This is a genomic window from Alkalibacillus haloalkaliphilus C5 (assembly GCF_000269905.1).
In the GTDB taxonomy this organism is placed as follows: domain Bacteria; phylum Bacillota; class Bacilli; order Bacillales; family Alkalibacillaceae; genus Alkalibacillus; species Alkalibacillus haloalkaliphilus_A.
Genome location: NZ_AKIF01000053.1, coordinates 1 through 17,149, shown reverse-complemented (window position 1 = coordinate 17,149; position 17,149 = coordinate 1). Strand labels below are relative to the sequence as shown.

Here is a 17,149-nt window from a genome sequence, read left to right as displayed (position 1 = left end):
GGCTGCTAAAAATTATGGGTTAGAAAGCTTTCTTATTCAAACTGGGCGCGAAACGGTTATGGATGCTATTGATTTAGCGAAGAAGCAGTATGAGTTTTATGAATGGAACTTATCAAAAATCGAACTTCTATCTGAAGTGATCCATAAAAAATACGATGACTTCATGATTGTTAACGAAAAAGGTGAATCGTTAATTGACGTGTGGGATACTTTCTCTAATTGTCCTATCGATGAAGAGAAGGTTGTCAGTATAACGAAAGAAGTTCCGATAACGAACAAAATTAATTGGCGTTATTATGTAAAAGAGAATGAACAAGTCGATATAAAAATAGAGACGTTAGAAAATAATGGTGAATATTATTTTCTTTTAAGTTTCTTTAGAAATAATGACTTATTAAGCCAACTTCCTTGGGTTCAGAAGGTCGAAATTAAACAAAAGCCGACAGTGATTGCAGAGAGTGAAGCTATGAGTGCCGTTATGCGTGTGATTCATAGTGGTTTAGAGACGCATAATTTATTCTTCTTAGTTGGTGATCCTGGAACAGGTAGAGGGTTGTTAGCTCAATATATGCATGACTTAAGTCAAACGGGTAAAACATTTCTCGAAGTTGATTTAAATCGTTGCCAGTATGAGTACTTAGATGAGTTGCTAGCATCACATGTAGGAACGATCTATTTACGTCATGCTTCTCAACTTGCTAAAGAACGTTTTGATATATTAAGCCGTTTCTTAAATAAAGCTATTGAAGCGAATATTAAGATTGTCATTTCTGTAACGGAATCCTTATTGCACCGTTTTGATTCTAAGTTATCTTATAAAGCGTTAGAAATTTTTGTTCCTTCTATTAATGAGCGTGTAGAAGACTTGAAGGGGTTATTAACATTATTTGTTGCTCATTTTCATCAAAATTTAGGGACAAGTGTAATTAAAGTTCAAAGTGATGTTGTTTTAGAATTAGCTAAACATGATTGGGCTGGGCAAGTGAGAGAATTAAGATCATTCATTCAAACCGTTGTGTTAGCTGAAAAGGGATATGTACTAAAAGCCGGCCATGTTAACAGATACTTAAAAGAAAAGCGTGAGTCACGATCTAAGTCAATTTATCAATTAGAAGGCACGCTTGAAGACATAGAAATTCAAGTCATTGAATCAGTTTTAGAAGAAGAGAATTATAATCAGTCAAAAGCTGCTAAAAGATTAGGCATCAATCGTTCGACGTTATGGCGCAAATTGAAGAAAGCTTAATTGTTCATAATATGTTACACTGGAAAACATGTGGTTTTTAATTAGATAATTAGTTCTATTTCTAAAGTCTTTGTTTGGTAGTAGAATTTGTATATAGAAATAAAAAATGTCGAAGTCTTAATAATTATGCGTGTAATCTGAGCCAAAAGTATTGTTAGGAGGCCCGTAACATGAGTGGTTATGATCGGGATCAAAATCAGTTGATATTAACCCCTGAAGAGTTTGTCGAAGGGTATCAATATATAACAGAATATATAAGTGATGGAGTGCCTTTAAGAGATGTACTAATTAAAGCGATTAAATTTTTCGAACTGCGTTTTGAATCGTCTAGAGGTACGATCATGTTGTTAGATGAAATGGGTACACATTTTTCAGGTGGCGTGACTCATAGTTTACCTGAAGAAATGATGAACCATTATACGGGAATCGAGCTGTATGAAGGTATGGGTACTTGTGGTACGGCGGCTTGCCGAAAAGAACTTGTCGTAACGCCGGATATTAGTCAAGATGAGAAGTGGGACTCTTTTCGAAGTGCTGTTGAAGAGTTAGGGCTTAAATCGTGTTGGTCAGTTCCAATTTTTGCGTCTGAAAGCAATAATGTTGCAGGCGTATTTGCGATGTATTCAACAGAGGTAAGGGAACCGAGTCAAGCGGAAGTAGAGACTATTGAATCTTTTAAAGAATTAATTAGTTTAATCGTAACTAACTATATAGAAGTTAATCAACGTCATGTTAATTTACAAGACTCGTATAAAGACCCAGAGAAAGTTAATTGGCCTTCAACGCTATCAGATCGTGAGAAGTATATGTTTATGATTCGTCGTGGAATTGAAGAAGGTCAAATTCGTCCGAACTATCAACCGTTAATGAGTGCATGTGATAAAGTGTATGGCTTTGAAGTGCTCGTTCGTTGGCCGCACCCTGAACAAGGAACGATTCCGCCGAATAAGTTTATCCCTTTTGCGGAAGAAGAAGGGTTTGTCGATGAAATTGATCGCTACGTCTGTGAATATGCATGTAGAGAAATGAAACAGTTAATGGATGCGTTAGGGCAAAAGTTTATTATGTCGGTGAATGTTTCGGCTAAACATATTGTTAAAGGTCATTATGTGGAAGAGCTGAAGGCAACTTTAGAGAGAACGGGATTCCCTGCTGAATTGTTAGCAGTTGAGATCACAGAATCGTCTTTAGTTATTAATTTAAAAGAAGCAGCGCAAGTCATTGAGCAATTGCGAGAATTAGGCATTCAAGTATGGGTTGATGACTTTGGGACAGTCTATTCGTCTTTAAATTATTTAAGAAACTTACCGTTAGATTTAATTAAGTTGGACGGTTCTTTTGTGAAAAATATTCATGAAAGTCATGTAGACAGCACGATTTGTGAGACGATTATTAATTTGGCTCATGACTTAAATTTGCAAGTTGTTTCAGAAGGTATTGAGTATGAAGAGCAGTTTAATACGTTAAAATCTATGGGGTGTGAGTACTTCCAAGGTTATCACTTCCAAAAGCCGATGAGTTTAGATGAAGTGAAGCAATATATTGCGACTGTTAAAGTACTTGATCAAGAAAGTTTAGCTTAATAAAAAGCAGTTCAATGTAGGAGATATCCTTTCATTGAACTGCTTTTTGTTTATAGCTTTTTAATAAACCATGTATCCATTGTACCGTGGTCTGATCCGTCTAACGGTTGTTGGAGTTGTTCAAAGCCAAGTTGGGTATACAACTGATTAGCGACATGTAAAATTTCCATCGTCTCTAAATAACAATGCGAGTAATGTTGTTTTGCGTATTCAAGTGCCACTTCCATTAACTTTTTGGATAGTCCTAGTCCTTGTGCATCTGGTTTGATGTATAGCTTTTGCAACTCGCCGATGTTGTCTTGGAAAGCCCCAATGCCGACACCCCCTAACACGTCATTTTCGTCATTAACGACAACCCAATATTGTGCTTTTGATTGTTTGGCATAATGTTCAGTTAAGTTGCTTAACTCTGGGTCATAGTAAGCTGTTCCTGGAATATCTAAGTTAAACGATTCTAATGATTGCTTTATAATACTTTCCATAGCTTTGTTATCTCGTTTTTCAATCTCTCTTATATGCATGATATCATCACCTAGCTCATTGAACTTTAGTCTCATTTTACTCTTACGTTTTACTGACGACAATACACTTTGGGAATATTTTTTCTATTATGAAATTTACACTTCGGTTATGTTAAAATAGTCATAAGAAATAGAGGGAGTTCTAGGGGGATTGAGCTATGAGCTTTACAAGATCGGTTACGATAGATGCGCCAGTTGATCAAGTTTTTCGTGTTATCTCAAAGTATGAGTATGCCGTTTCAAAGCTAGATCATATTATTGATTTAAAGCTAGATCAAGAGGAAGTGACAGAAGGGACGAAAATTACTGAAACACGTCATATTAAGGGTCAAAATATTAACAACACGTGGGAAGTAACAGAGTATGAGCCGAATCAACGGTTTGTCGTAAAAAGTGAGCAAAATAAACTGTATTTAACGTATCGTTATACATTCACAGAGGAAGATGGTCATACGACGGTTAATTTTGATGGAAATATTGCAACATCAGGTTTAAGAAATCTAATTTACAAACCTTTAATTAAAAAGATTATAATTAAAGAAGATGGGGAACATTTAAATAAAGTAAAAGCCTATATTGAAGAATTGAATGAATCAAATTAAGGAGGCAATATTTTGGCGAAACTGTCAGATGCTGATGTTCAAAGTTCGTTGGAGAAGTTAACGGAATGGGAGCTTGTGGAAGGTAGGACGTTGAAGCGGCAATACCAGTTCGATGATTATTTAGTTGGTGTTGATTTCGTTAGACAGGTTGCAAATCAAGCTGAATCAAAAGATCACCACCCATACATCGTTATTGATTATAAAACGGTAACAGTCAAATGGACATCTTGGGATGAAGGTGGATTAACAGAAAAAGATACGACTTTAGCAAAATATTGTGATGAGTTATATGACGTCAAATAGAAAGAAACAGCACCTAGTCTGGCTGAACTAGGTGCTGTTTTAGTTTTAGCTTACAGCTTGTGATTCATCTAATTGATCTTGGGATTTTCTCCGCTTTCTTCTCTTTCTACCTGATTTTGACCCTTTGAAAGTGAAGAGTTTATATACAGCTGGAATTAAAACTAATGTGATGAACGTGGAGAATAGTAAGCCAGCGATAATAACAGTTGCCATTGGAGCTTGATAGTTTCCTCCAGCACCTGTAGCTAGAGCTAACGGTAACATTCCACCTACTGTCGTTAAACTCGTTATAAAAATAGGGCGAATACGATTTTTACCAGCTTCAACTAGGGCTTTCTCTACAGAATAATTGGAACGTCTTAATTGGTTTGTTCGGTCAATAAACAGGATGGCATTGTTAAGCACTATTCCAATTAACATAACAATTCCCATTGCAGATAAAACACTTAATTCACGTTGTGTAATAAACAATCCAAGAATGACTCCGACAATTGTCATCGGAATAACAGACATGATAATGACTGGATGGAACAAGTGATTAAACTGAACAGCCATAACCAAATACACAAGGAAAATAGAGATTGCTATAATAATAAGCATTTCTTGCATAAGTTCTTGTTGTTGTTCCAAATCTCCTGCAACAGATAGGCTGTAACCGTTAGGGGTGCTATAGTCATCTAGTAAGCTTTGGATATCACGATTAATTGAGCCTAAATCTCTTCCTTCGATATCTGCAGTAATCGATGCAAATCGATCGCCATCAATGCGGGAGATTTGATTAGGGACCTCTACTTTGTTAAGTTCGATGAAATTTGAAAGGCTTTGTTCACCATCTTGAGTCGGTATTTCTAAATCTAAAAGGTCTGCTTGAGTTGTTGTAGCGTCACTCCATCTAACATTAATTGGCATATCGTCATTGCTAATAGACATCTCACCGATATTCATTTGCATGAAAGATTCCTCAATCAATTGTTTAACTTGACTATGCGTTAAACCTGCATCCATAATGGCATCTTCATCTAATTCAATAACTTCTTCAACCGAGGTTCGGTCAATTGAGCTACTCGCATTTACAATTCCATCAACTTCTTCTAATTCATTGATAAAATCATCTGAGATCTGCTATTAGTTGATCGAATTCCTCTCCATTAAGGTTTATTTGTACAGGCTGTACTCCTCCGACACCAGACATCGCGTCTTGCACATTGTTAATTGGGTGTGAATCGGATAAATTTCTTAATGTACTGAAGATTTCACCGTTGACTTCATCCTGCTGTCTAGTAATCTCTTCATCTTTTGTCATATTAACCATAACAAAATACATACCACCATATTCCATCACATAGTTTGATTCGACATCTTGTATAGTGCTTAATGACTCATGTATTTCCTGAGCTAATTCGTCTTGTTCTTCTTCAGATAAGCCTGGTTCTACGTCAATGATTAACTCAGCATATCGATCTAGCATGTCGGGCATTATAGACATAGGCACTCGGGTCACTAAAAATAAAGACCCGACAAATATTAAAATGAAAATCGTTATGACAGCTAAGCTGTTTCTTTTTCTTTTAACAATCTTAGCGACGAAATTTCCATAATTCCTTATGATTACTCCGTCTTCTTTATTTTTATGTGTTTCTTTTATTTTCAAAAAGCGTTCAGCTAGTGTTGGGATTAATGTGAAAGAAACGACTACAGAACTAATTAAAGTAATAGCAACAACTAGAGATAGTATGATCATGAACTGGCCTACATCGCCACCAAGTAATCCAATTGGTAAGAATACAACAATCGTTGTTAACATAGAAGCAATAACAGCCGTAGCTACTTCTTTAATCCCTTCCATGACAGCTTCAAGTTTTTCAAATCCTTGTTCTTTCTTGCGGTATATAGATTCTAAAATTACGATCGATGCGTCGACCATCATTCCAATTCCTAAACCTAAAGCAATTAATGTTAAGATGTTAAAGCTATAGTCAATTAACCACATTGCAGTAAAGGTTAGTAGTATTGATGTTGGAATTGTTAAACCTATGATCAGTGTTGCTCTAATATTTCTTAAGAAAACTAGTAAAACCGCAAGTGCTAAAATACCACCAATAATAATATTTTGAGTAACACCATCTAATGAGCTTTCAACATAATCAGCTTGTGCTACTAGTTCATTGACTTCGAATCCTTCCACTAATCCTTCTTGGTGAATGTCTTCTATTTCAGAACGTACAGCACTTGCCATCTCTATTTGGGTTACATCAGATACACGACCGATTTGGGCGAAAATAAAATCTTTTGTTCCATCTTTCCAAACATAGGCAGTATTTTGGGAAGGTTGAATGGAAACTTCAGCTATTTCACCCAAGGCAACATACCCATTTTGGGATGGAATTTGTAGATTCTCTACCTCTTCAACTGACGCTAATTGTGTATCCCAACGTAATGTCGGCGAGTCGTCATCATTTTCTAATTCTCCTAATACAGATTCATCGTTAGTTTCATTAATCATATTAATAACTTGATTAATCTCAATTCCTTGTTCATTTACGTCTTCGCGGTTAAATTCGATGACTAGCTCTTGTTCGTATAAGCCGTCTAGTGCAACGTCATTAACTTCTCGTAAGCTTTCGATGCGTGGTTTTAGTACCTCTGTCGCAAAAGCAGATATTTCCGATAAATCATCACCTGAAATATCCATGTAAAATTCATAATCTTGATCAGTGCTCATACGAAAAGCGAAAACATCCTGAATATCATTATTTTCTGCTGCTGATGTATGAGCGATCGAGTCAATCTCACTATAAATGTCGTCTCCATCACTGCCTTCAAACATAATTTGAATAGTGGATTGCCCGACACTCGTTGTTGAGTAAGTGCTCTCAACACCATCGATTCCTTGTATTTGTGTTTCAAGTGAAGTTGTAATTGAATTTTCAACTTCAGATGCAGGCATATCTCCTGCTGTTACTTCAACAATTGCACCGTTCATATTAATTGTAGGTAATAACTCTCTGTCTAAATTCAAAACAGCGTAACTACCAATCATAAATATAAACGTTACAAGTAACCCGACTAAAATTTTGCGCTGAATGATTGCTTTCAACCACCCCATAATAAACACACCTCTCCCTTGCAATCAACTTTATAACCAACAATTTCCATTGTATAATAAAAGGGGAGATTTACAAGTGTTTAGAGAAGTATTTTTTCTAAGTCTTAGGGTGGAGTGAAAATAAAAAGTGGTAGCATTAAGTTATTGAAGCCACCACTTTCTCGAATTTGAGTTAAGTCAACTCGTTTAATAAATAACCGATTAAGATTCCGACATTACCAAATATTAAAGCATAACCTATATTCCATAAAGTTAGCTGATAAGGGTTACGTTTAAAGTATTGATTAAGCATCGTAATGGGGATGTTAAATGTACCTGTCATATCATTAAGTACGACAGATATGATCATCACAACAGAGATGCTTAGTGGACTGATTGTATCTAAGAAGGGTGTTACAAACAACCCAATTAAGCTTAACGTCACTAATGGGTGAAAACCGAAAAATGCTAGTGTCATCGAGCTGAACATAATGAATATGAACAGAAGTAGTGGTTGGTGTTGTAACCACGATAAGCTGTCTAAAAGTTGATCGAACACGCCTGTATCTGTGACGACTTCATTGAAAAACCCAACAGGTAACAATAACATCATGAAATTTTGCATCGTCCATAACTGTCCATCCCATACTTTTTGGTTGTAGCGAATGAGTGTCGTGAAGCGCTTTGTCGCTAACGCCCAAACGAGCGTATATGGAATAATGATTAACACAATGGCATCAAAAAACTCGAGGTTTAAAGATAAGTGTGTCACCGTAGCCGTCGTAACAAATAGGACTAGAAATACAACTAGTAAAATTAGTTTTCGAATCGTTTCATGGCTTAATTGACTGGAGCCACTCTCAGTAGAAATGGTGTAACCTTTGTAACGGTTATAGTTAATTAACAGGTCGATGATCACCATAATAATCGAAAAGGCTAATAAAACCGGCAGTAATTGTAAGTAATAAGCCCCTGTAATAGCAACCACAAGAGCCGTGTATACTTCAATAGGACTCCACACATTGGCGGTAGCTAACGGTCTTAATACCGATCGTGTCGCAAACTGGTGTGTGACTTGGTCATTAAACTCTTTTGTTCGATCCTTAATAAATTGATAAGACATCGGGATCATTGATATGAAAATAAATAACGTTAACGCATAACTCGTTAAATACGATTTTGTATAAAACTTCCCCAGATTAGGTGTGTTAGATTGTAAGATTTTGTACAGTGACTGATCAAACCGGCCAACAATCATGTAATGGTTTATAAAAGGTATTACGTATAATAACGATAGTAACAGCCCCATTGATGTGAAATAAGGGAGGATATTAGTAATCGGTATATCATGTGTCACAAACAGTAGGGACGCAATGACTGTAAATATGACTCCAATTATTTGATACGTTTTACTAGCGCCATAAATTGATATAACAAGCGCGAAGATTCCGATTAAACCTTGAATGTAAGTGATCGTCACGTTGTTGGCAAACAAGTTAACCATATATAACACAACGAATGAAGTATATAAGTGAAATTTAAGCCTTGTCATAGTTTCATCTCGCTTTTTATAGTCTAACATTCATTGTAACAAACTATTATTCTAATGAAAGTTTAGTAGTTTAGAGCTGATAAAATTGCGTGAGAGCTTTTAAATGAATCCTGAGAGCTGATAAAATCTCACGAACGCCAAAAACAAATCCCCTCAGCTCACATTAGCTAAGGGGATCATTTTATTCTTTATATAGTAGTTCAAACTGTTCGCAAACAACTGGTAAGTCGTCTTCAAATTCTTCATTAATGCTTTTTAACTCTTCAGTGAAGAATTCAACGTGAGCATCGTGCCAGTACTCGTAGCTTTTGTCGCCTTCACCTTCTTTTTCAGCGAAGTCTTCAGGTACAGCTAGAAAAGGAATGATATCTAAATCTGTCGTACGTGTCACAGCTTCAGGGTTACCGTCCCAGTCTGTAATAACATTAAATTCACCTTCTGTAGGTAGTGGTGCATCTTCTACTTCATACATTCTATATAATGAGCAAGTCGCTGTTTTATCGCCTGACTTGACTAAGTCTAACAGTTCGCGTGCTTGTTCTTCATTTAAGCCAAATGCCCAACTTGTATAAGGTGTATTTTCGTCTGCTAGTTGTGGATTCTCTTGAACAAATTTATGCCAAAAGTTTTTCACTAAATCTTCATTCATTTTATTACCTCCGAGTGTTCATGTATGATACGTTAATTATTAGCATAGCATGAATTTAGTATATTAACAGTATTTTGATTAAAGTTTAACTTTTCTTAATGATTTTTATAAATGCGATCCTAAAAGGAGGAGAAAAATTGAACTATAGTAAAACATTATTAAGGTTGTCTGCGATCTTTGCAGCTGTTGGTGCGTTTATCGGTTCGCACATGGCTGGTTCAGGGGGATATGAATTCCAAACAGTACACGCGCACATTTTACTTGTCGGTTGGTTAACGTTATTTGCGTGGGCAATCTTTTACAAAGTATATGATCCATCACCATCACTCTTAACGACATCTCATGTTTGGACAGGTATTATCGGCGCATTCGGCTTAACGATCGGCATGTGGCTTTATTACGTTCGCCCATTTCCGTTGCCAGACTTGTTCGTCACTCTATTCTTTGTGATCGGTGGAACGATCTTACTCATTAGTTTCTTCTTATTTGTCCTCGTAGCGTTTCGAAAAGCAGATTAATGAATTGGGCCTGTTGCTAAGACAGGCCTTGCTTTTCCCCAACTAAAATTTCCAAATCTAACGTAATCGAATCAACAAACTTAAGCTGACTTAAATCAACGTCTTGTGTAAGTGGTGTCATTTGAATTAAGTCTTGAAACTGATCTTCTGTTAATGTCACTTGATGAAACACTTTCTCACGGTGTGTTATATCGAAAAATTGCTTAAATCGAGTAACAGTATCCTCATTTGAATAGTCTTCTTGATCAGTACCTGCAAAAATTTGCTCACGTAATTCTTTTAAATAATTTGGACCAGGAACGACTTTCATAACGATCCCGTCGTCTTTCATTAAGCGGGTAAATTCTTGATAGTTTGATGGTGACAAAATGTTAAGAATGATATCGAATGCCTTATCGGTAAAAGGTGTGTTAGCTAAATCGCCGACAATCCATTGGCTATTTTCGTATGCTTTCGCAGCTGTTTGAATGCCTTCTTTGGCAATGTCTACTCCAACACCAAATTGGTGATCAATCTTATCTAGTATTTGGGCTAAATGTGAGCCTTCTCCACATCCGGCATCTAATAAAAATTCAGTGTCTCTACTTTGCAGTAATGATTCAATTTGCACAATAAGTTGTCTGTAAAAACCAGATTGAATCAATCGTTGACGCGCTTCAAACAGTGATTGGTCGTATTGCGTCTTTCTCGACTGCTGTACCATATTGAAATAGCCTTGCTTAGCCAAGTCAAACATATGTCGATTCGAACAAGTGAGTTTTCCGTCGCCGGTTGCATCTTCTCATGGCAGATGGGGCATTGAAAGAGGTCGATCTGCTGTTCGAGCCGATGCATCGCAAGCTCTTTTTTACTTAACTTCTTCAATTGTTTCACTCCAAAAAAACTTACTGCCAATAGAATAACGTGAAAAAGTGTAAAAGTCACTTATGATTGTCATATTATTTAGTCTTTAGAAATAGTATGTGAACCTATATAATGTTAATTAAACGAATTACCGTGTTAAAGTCTTTTGTTTAGTCACGGTCGGGAGGATTGAAAATGTCAGAGCAAATTACAAAACAAGTACAAGCGTTTTATGACCGATTAATGAAAGATTATGATGTTAACAATAACTATTCTGGGATTGACGGAGAGCGTGTGGCGAAGCGATTAACCGCAGTAGCAGAGCTTGGCATGACAGAAGAAGGAGGTTGTCGACGCATTTCCTTTTCACAAGAGGAAAAGCGAGCGAAGGAACTTGTAAAACAGTGGATGGAAGAAGACGGCCTAGCCGTAACAGTTGATGGGGCTGGAAATGTGTTTGGCCGCGTTGAAGGACAGGTCGACGGGCCAGCGATTATGTCAGGTTCCCATTTAGATAGTGTCATGCACGGGGGCCATTTTGACGGCCCACTAGGTGTTATTAGTGCATTAGAAGTCGCATCAGCTTGGAAAAATACAGATGAAAAGCCTAGCATTCCTTTTGAAGTCGTTGTGTTCACTGATGAGGAAGGTGCGCGGTTTAATGGTGGTCTTTTAGGTAGTCAATCTGTAGTAGGTGAGTTAGACCTTGAGGAAGAAAAAAGACGCGTAGATTTTAACGGCAAACGATTTGAAGATGTGTTAGCTGATGTCGACTTAACGCCAGAAGGTTTTATAGAAGCTAAGCGTGATTTATCTCAAGTTAAGGCGTTTGTTGAAGTGCATATTGAACAAGGAAAACAACTAGAGAAGCGGAATCTGCCAGTTGGTGTTGTAACAGGAATTGCCGGTCCAACGTGGCTTAAAGTAACTTTTAAAGGTATTGCGGGTCATGCAGGAAATACGCCGATGAATGACCGTACTGATGCGTTAGTTGCAGCGAGTGAGTTTGTAACGAATGTGAAAGACTTTCCGGTGCAAGTGAGTGACTCAGGTGTTGCAACAGTTGGAAAGCTAGAAGTCGAGCCTAATGGTGTGAATGTCATTCCTGGTGAAGTGACGTTAACTGTAGATATCCGAGACATTAAAGAAGAGTGGAAAAGTGAGATTACTAGACGAGTGAAAGAGTATGCACAAACTGTAAGTGAACAACATGGCACAGTTGTTGAAGTAGAAGAGAGTATGAATGTATCGCCTGTTCAAGTGCCAGCAAAGATGCAACAAAAGGCAGGGGAAGCTGTGCAAGAAACACTTGGCTTAGATCCGTTTTACTTACCGAGTGGAGCAGGGCATGATGCGATGATTTTAGGAAGATACGTTCCAATGGCGATGTTGTTTACACAAAGTTTTGACGGTGTTAGTCACAATCCGAAAGAATGGTCTTCTTTAAATGACTGTGTGCAAACCATCCATGTGCTGAAGCGGTTTGTTGAAAAGATTGGGGAAGAGTCATAAGTAGCTGGCTTCTTCATTATTTTGTAAAATGATAAGTGTTAACGAATATCTCTTAATCTGTTAAAATGAATACTTGTGCAAACTATAAAATATAGTAGCAGTTCGCGAACTCCTGCTTAATCAAAACTAAGGAGAGATGATGAATATGTCAGAGAATTATTATTTACCAAGGTCTGGTCCAATGCCGAGACCTGATAGTGTTAATGAGGGTCGTGAAATCCTCAAAGATGAAGCATTCGAAGCGCCAAATGTACAAACGATTACATTCAAGGCGTTAGAGTTTACAGCAGTATGTCCAAAGACTGGTCAACCTGACTTCGGTCAAGTTGAGATCACATATACACCGAATGAAAAGTGTATTGAGTCAAAGTCACTTAAGTTCTATTTATGGTCTTATCGTGACGAAGGTGCTTACTGTGAATCGTTAGCAGCGCAAATAGCTGATGACTTCGTTTATGCGATTGATCCGTTAAACGTTGAAGTAACGGTATACCAGTCAGCTCGTGGTGGTATTGAACTAACAACGAAAGCTGTGCGTAACCGTGACGAGTAAAGAACAAAAACTCATATTTTTAAATGTTATTTTTGCGACGTCACTCGTTATTGCTAACGTATTAGCTGGTAAGCTAGTCGCATTTAGTGAAAACTTCGTCGTACCAGCTGCGGTTGTTGTCTATGCTGTTACGTTCCTAATTACGGATATCGTACACGAAGAATATGGTAAAAAACAGGCTAAACAAACGATTTTATTCGGTTTTGCTGCACAAATTTTCGCAAGTATTATGATTTACTTAGGGTATCTGTTACCAGTTGCCCCGTTTGCACAAGAATCACAAGCAGCATACGAAGAATTGCTTGGTCAAAATGCCCGTTTCGTATTAGCATCTGCAGCGGCGTATTTAACGTCACAGTTTGTTGACGTCTATATTTTCGCAGCGGTTAAAAAGATGACGAAAAATCGACTGAAGTGGTTAAGAAACAACTTAAGTACTGCGACATCACAGTTTTTTGATACGTCTATCTTTATTACGATCGCGTTCATTGGTACAGTACCTAACATTTGGGTTATGATTGTAAGCCAATATGTCATCAAGCTAGCCATTGCTGTGATCGATACACCGTTATTCTATTTATTTACGCGAAAACACAGACGAGAACAAGCACAACAAGAAGAACATCAACAGTCTGCCTAGTCTTTCTAGGTAGGCTTTTTTTGTATATAAAAAATCCGCCTAACTAGGGGGTTAGTTAGGCGGTTACGACGTTCTATATTCTATATTTAAGGGAAGGTTCACACAAGCAATTTCTTGCTTACAATCTAATCATACTACTTACTACTAAAAATGTCTGTGAATGGACTGTGAATATTTGGTTAAGAAAATGTTAATTTCCGCTAGCTTCCTTTAGTTCTTCGTCGTAATGCTTCTGTTCTTCCTCAATCCGCTTTTGCAACTTACCTAAGACAAAGATTGAAACGTAAGGTACGAGTAATAGAATAATTAATAGACCGAATAAAGTCACCATTGGGAAGTGGTCAGCAATCAACCCACCGAACAACGGTCCAACCATTCGTCCACCAGTTCCAACACTATTAATCATTCCTTGATAAAACCCTTCTCGTCCTTTAGGGGCAAGGCTGGCTGCAATAGTTGGAACCGCTGGCCAGACGAGCATTTCACCGAGTGTTAAAATGACCATACCTGTAGCAAAGTCTAAAAACGTTCCAGCTTGAAGCAAGTAAGAAAACGAAATAATAAAAATCGTATTACCGAGTAAAATTTGGACTTTCGGAGATGTAATATATTTCGTAACCAACTTGATTAAAGGCTGCCCGCTAATAATGAGTAACCCGTTAATGACCCAAATCCACGTATATTGATCGATGGGAATGCCGAGATCGATCGTATACGTTGCGATTGTCGATTGCCATTGCACATAAGCAACCCAAGCGATGAAAAAGCCGATACTTAAAATAATTAAAGCGACAAACGACTTTCTATTATGGATCTTGAATCCTTGACTAGCAACTGTCGAATATTTACTTGTGTCGGTCTTTTTCCCTAACGGTTTAAACGTGAAAAAGACGAGGAAGTAAAAGGCCGAGAACAAGATCGCATTAGATAAAAAGGCGTATGAGAACGAATACGATGCGACAAGTCCGCCAGTTGCTGTACCGACAGCGACACCGATATTTTGAGCGACGTAAATCGCGTTAAACGGCCGACGACCACCTTCTGGCCAAACAGAAGCCGCTAAAGCATACATCGCTGGTACGACAACGCCTGTACCGAACCCGATACAAATGAGCAATATAGCATAAGGAATAAGCGAATGGAAGATCGAGAGAGTAATCGCTGAGACGATTGTTACAGCTCCACCTAAAAGAATCGTTCGATAACCACCAAGCTTATCAAATAGCGTGCCACCAACTAAGTTACCAATAATGGCAGCCCCTTGGTTTAAAAATAAAATGACACCTGCAAACGCTAATGTTGTCCCTAATTCATAGTGCATATAAATCATATTTAACGGCCATAAAAATGAAGCGGCCGTGACATTAATCGCCATTGCTAAAATAAGTAGCCAAATTTGTTTAGGCATTGTGATTGTGCCACCTTCTTACGTAATTAACTTCAATCCAATTGTAGCCGAGATAATGCAAAAAATAAATAATATTCTAAGTCTTGTAGCAGGTTCTTTAAAAAAGGTCATGCCCATAATCGCACTCCCGGCAGCACCTATCCCTGTCCAGATCGCATAAGCGACACTCATCGTTATTTCATTCATGGAATAAGAAAGCAATACAAAGCTAATCGAAAACATAATAATCATAAACACAACAGACTGCCAATTTTTGTATTTGTTAATAAAATTAATCCCTAAAACACCGAGCATCTCGAATAATCCTGCTATGATTAAAGCTGTCCAATACATTAAGCATCACTTCCTTCTTCTGTTACATACTTAAGCCCGATAATTCCGAGTAAAAGAAGCGAAATTAATACGACTTTGAGAATCATGAATGGTTCGTTGAAAAAGACAATGTCGACAACGACCGTTCCAGCTGTTCCAAGCCCTGCAAACACAGCATAAACCGTTCCTACAGGTAACTTTTGAGCTGCTAGTACTAGGAAGAAAAAGCTTAAAAAGATGGCGACAGCTGTACCTGCCCATGTGATCCAATTATAGGCATGACTTAAACCAACTACCCAAAACACTTCAAAAAAAGCGCCAAGAAATACTTTAAACCAATGAGAATTCATGTTGAGAACCTCCTATATTAAACCAAGAAGAAAGCCCAGAAGATGAATGAACATCTCCCGGGCTTTTGTCCCTCCGTGTCACAGCACTTGCTGTGTGTTTTCTCTCGGACCTGACCGACAGCAGTCGCGGAACCCTAGAAAACTAAAGGTGTGTGTGGTTTTAATCAATAATTGTTCAGTTCATATTTTAACACGAGTGTAAGTTATTTGCCATGTAGAAAGGTTTTTTATTTGATCAAAACAGTTCAGTGTGTGTAGTCCCCATTTGCTATTAATTTATGATAGAATTTATAGGGTGTAAGATTTAGAGAGAAAAATGGGGGAGCAGACATGAATCAACTGCGTCAGTGGAGTTCGCAAATTGTTGAGCATAGAGCCTTTCAACCGACCATTATAACGTTGATTGTCCTTAATGCGATCATCGTCGGTTTAGAAAGTTACCGTGGTTTGTATGATGCGTACGGTGACTGGTTTATTAGAATAGATACAATCATTTTAACGATTTTTGCGTTAGAGATTGTTTTAAAGTTAATAGCAGCTAGGCCAACGACCAACTTCTTTAAAGATGGTTGGAACGTTTTTGACTTTTTAATTGTAGCAAGTAGCTTTATTTTTATGGGATCACCGTTTGTAACCGTACTACGTATTTTACGTGTCATTCGTGTATTCCGTACTATTTCGATGATTCCATCACTTAAGAAGATCGTAAATGCGCTAATTATGACATTACCGTCGCTAGGTACGATTTTAATTTTATTAAGTATTATGTTTTACGTCTTTAGTGTTATGGGGACATTCTTATTTAGAGATGTCGCACCAGATTATTTCGGTAATTTACAGTTAACATTGTTAAGCTTATTCCAAATTATTACACTCGAATCTTGGGCGAGTAATATTATGCGACCGATTCAAGAGGAGTTCTGGTGGTCGTGGCTTTATTTCGTCGCGTTCATCTTATCAGGCGTGTTTATCGTTCTGAACTTGTTCGTCGGTGTCATCGTCAATAACTTTGAAAAGATTGAGAAGATGGAAAATGACGAACTTCCTGAAGGTGATGATCTTCAAGAAGAAGTGTATTTATTAAGGCAAGAAATTAAAGAATTGAAAGATGCCGTTAAAGATAAATAATGTAATCGCCAGGTTGGACATACAATCTGGCGTTTTTTTTTGATGACCTGGATTCAGAGAGTCGATAATTAGGCGAAATTATTATTAATTAGGCGAAAATCTCATTTTTTGGGCGAACGGCGAGTATAATTAAGCGAAAATCTTCATAATTAGGCGAACGCCTGAATAATCAAGCGTTCGCCTAATTGTTAGTGCTGTTGCTGTTGTTGAGTCATTGGTGCGTAGCTATTTAATAGCTGAGTCATCGTTTGATCGTCAAACTGCGGTACTTGGTAATAGTTCTTATCGTTTTGATATAAGAATACTTCGTAAGCCATTTCACAGAAGTTGGCTACGCTATCTTG

18 protein-coding genes and 1 riboswitch are annotated in these 17,149 nt (G+C 37.5%); of the genes, 9 read left to right on the top strand and 9 right to left on the bottom strand.

Features of this window, described 5'->3' with window-relative positions; all coding sequences use genetic code 11:
• Together A194_RS0107470 and A194_RS19375 are read left to right on the top strand one after the other, a co-directional pair.
• Positions 1 to 1,246: helix-turn-helix domain-containing protein (locus A194_RS0107470; protein ID WP_017186232.1), on the top strand; the 1,246-nt coding region annotated here is incomplete at its 5' end.
• Positions 1,247 to 1,416: 170 nt separating this feature from the next.
• The gene (locus tag A194_RS19375) at positions 1,417 to 2,829 is read left to right on the top strand and encodes a sensor domain-containing phosphodiesterase (protein ID WP_017186231.1); all 1,413 of its coding nucleotides are present in this window, start codon (positions 1,417 to 1,419) and stop codon (positions 2,827 to 2,829) included.
• Positions 2,830 to 2,879: 50 nt separating this feature from the next.
• On the opposite strand, the gene A194_RS0107460 is transcribed toward A194_RS19375, so the two are convergent.
• Positions 2,880 to 3,350: a GNAT family N-acetyltransferase gene (locus A194_RS0107460; RefSeq protein WP_017186230.1), complete on the bottom strand. Its 471-nt coding sequence runs from the start codon at positions 3,348 to 3,350 to the stop codon at positions 2,880 to 2,882.
• 158 nt (positions 3,351 to 3,508) lie between these two features.
• Between A194_RS0107460 and A194_RS0107455 the strand changes: the two genes are divergently transcribed.
• Positions 3,509 to 3,952: an SRPBCC family protein gene (locus A194_RS0107455; RefSeq protein WP_017186229.1), complete on the top strand. Its 444-nt coding sequence runs from the start codon at positions 3,509 to 3,511 to the stop codon at positions 3,950 to 3,952.
• A gap of 12 nt (positions 3,953 to 3,964) precedes the next feature.
• Complete coding sequence (locus tag A194_RS0107450; RefSeq protein ID WP_017186228.1) at positions 3,965 to 4,255, top strand: 4a-hydroxytetrahydrobiopterin dehydratase; 291 nt, start codon at positions 3,965 to 3,967, stop codon at positions 4,253 to 4,255.
• A 45-nt stretch (positions 4,256 to 4,300) separates the two neighbouring features.
• Here A194_RS0107450 and A194_RS20755 read toward each other — a convergent pair whose 3' ends face one another.
• The 4 genes from A194_RS20755 to A194_RS0107435 form a co-directional block, all read right to left on the bottom strand.
• Positions 4,301 to 5,311, bottom strand: coding sequence for an efflux RND transporter permease subunit (locus A194_RS20755; RefSeq protein WP_237718752.1), 1,011 nt, complete (start codon positions 5,309 to 5,311; stop codon positions 4,301 to 4,303).
• Positions 5,312 to 5,363: 52 nt separating this feature from the next.
• Positions 5,364 to 7,361: an efflux RND transporter permease subunit gene (locus tag A194_RS17790; protein ID WP_237718751.1), complete on the bottom strand. Its 1,998-nt coding sequence runs from the start codon at positions 7,359 to 7,361 to the stop codon at positions 5,364 to 5,366.
• A 172-nt stretch (positions 7,362 to 7,533) separates the two neighbouring features.
• The gene (locus A194_RS0107440; protein WP_017186227.1) at positions 7,534 to 8,892 is read right to left on the bottom strand and encodes a hypothetical protein; all 1,359 of its coding nucleotides are present in this window, start codon (positions 8,890 to 8,892) and stop codon (positions 7,534 to 7,536) included.
• A gap of 181 nt (positions 8,893 to 9,073) precedes the next feature.
• Positions 9,074 to 9,541, bottom strand: a complete 468-nt coding sequence (locus A194_RS0107435; RefSeq protein WP_017186226.1) for an ASCH domain-containing protein — start codon at positions 9,539 to 9,541, stop codon at positions 9,074 to 9,076.
• Positions 9,542 to 9,678: 137 nt separating this feature from the next.
• Between A194_RS0107435 and A194_RS0107430 the strand changes: the two genes are divergently transcribed.
• A complete protein-coding gene (locus A194_RS0107430) occupies positions 9,679 to 10,059 on the top strand; it encodes a hypothetical protein (RefSeq protein WP_017186225.1) in 381 nt (126 codons plus the stop codon).
• A gap of 16 nt (positions 10,060 to 10,075) precedes the next feature.
• Here A194_RS0107430 and A194_RS17785 read toward each other — a convergent pair whose 3' ends face one another.
• A complete protein-coding gene (locus A194_RS17785; RefSeq protein ID WP_017186224.1) occupies positions 10,076 to 10,762 on the bottom strand; it encodes a methyltransferase domain-containing protein in 687 nt (228 codons plus the stop codon).
• Positions 10,763 to 11,097: 335 nt separating this feature from the next.
• On the opposite strand from A194_RS17785, the gene A194_RS0107420 reads away from it, so the two are divergent.
• The 3 genes from A194_RS0107420 to A194_RS0107410 all read left to right on the top strand — a co-directional run bounded on the left by A194_RS0107420 (position 11,098) and on the right by A194_RS0107410 (position 13,607).
• Positions 11,098 to 12,414 (top strand): Zn-dependent hydrolase, encoded by a 1,317-nt coding sequence (locus tag A194_RS0107420; protein ID WP_017186223.1) that lies wholly within the window; start codon positions 11,098 to 11,100, stop codon positions 12,412 to 12,414.
• 145 nt (positions 12,415 to 12,559) lie between these two features.
• Positions 12,560 to 12,967 (top strand): preQ(1) synthase, encoded by a 408-nt coding sequence (gene queF, locus A194_RS0107415; RefSeq protein ID WP_017186222.1) that lies wholly within the window; start codon positions 12,560 to 12,562, stop codon positions 12,965 to 12,967.
• A complete protein-coding gene (locus A194_RS0107410) occupies positions 12,957 to 13,607 on the top strand; it encodes a queuosine precursor transporter (protein ID WP_017186221.1) in 651 nt (216 codons plus the stop codon). Before queF ends, A194_RS0107410 begins: the two co-directional genes overlap by 11 nt.
• A gap of 190 nt (positions 13,608 to 13,797) precedes the next feature.
• Here A194_RS0107410 and A194_RS17780 read toward each other — a convergent pair whose 3' ends face one another.
• The 3 genes from A194_RS17780 to A194_RS0107395 are packed head-to-tail and all read right to left on the bottom strand — an operon-like array spanning position 13,798 to position 15,677.
• Complete coding sequence (locus A194_RS17780; protein WP_017186220.1) at positions 13,798 to 15,015, bottom strand: MDR family MFS transporter; 1,218 nt, start codon at positions 15,013 to 15,015, stop codon at positions 13,798 to 13,800.
• A gap of 18 nt (positions 15,016 to 15,033) precedes the next feature.
• On the bottom strand, positions 15,034 to 15,348 hold the full coding sequence (locus A194_RS0107400; RefSeq protein WP_017186219.1) for a DMT family transporter: 315 nt from the start codon (positions 15,346 to 15,348) through the stop codon (positions 15,034 to 15,036).
• Complete coding sequence (locus tag A194_RS0107395) at positions 15,348 to 15,677, bottom strand: DMT family transporter (protein ID WP_017186218.1); 330 nt, start codon at positions 15,675 to 15,677, stop codon at positions 15,348 to 15,350. Before A194_RS0107395 ends, A194_RS0107400 begins: the two co-directional genes overlap by 1 nt.
• A 52-nt stretch (positions 15,678 to 15,729) precedes the next feature.
• A riboswitch (guanidine-I (ykkC/yxkD leader) is annotated at positions 15,730 to 15,826 on the bottom strand.
• A 181-nt stretch (positions 15,827 to 16,007) separates the two neighbouring features.
• Here A194_RS0107395 and A194_RS0107390 point away from each other — a divergent pair.
• A complete protein-coding gene (locus A194_RS0107390) occupies positions 16,008 to 16,805 on the top strand; it encodes an ion transporter (RefSeq protein WP_017186217.1) in 798 nt (265 codons plus the stop codon).
• Positions 16,806 to 17,149 lie beyond the last annotated feature (344 nt).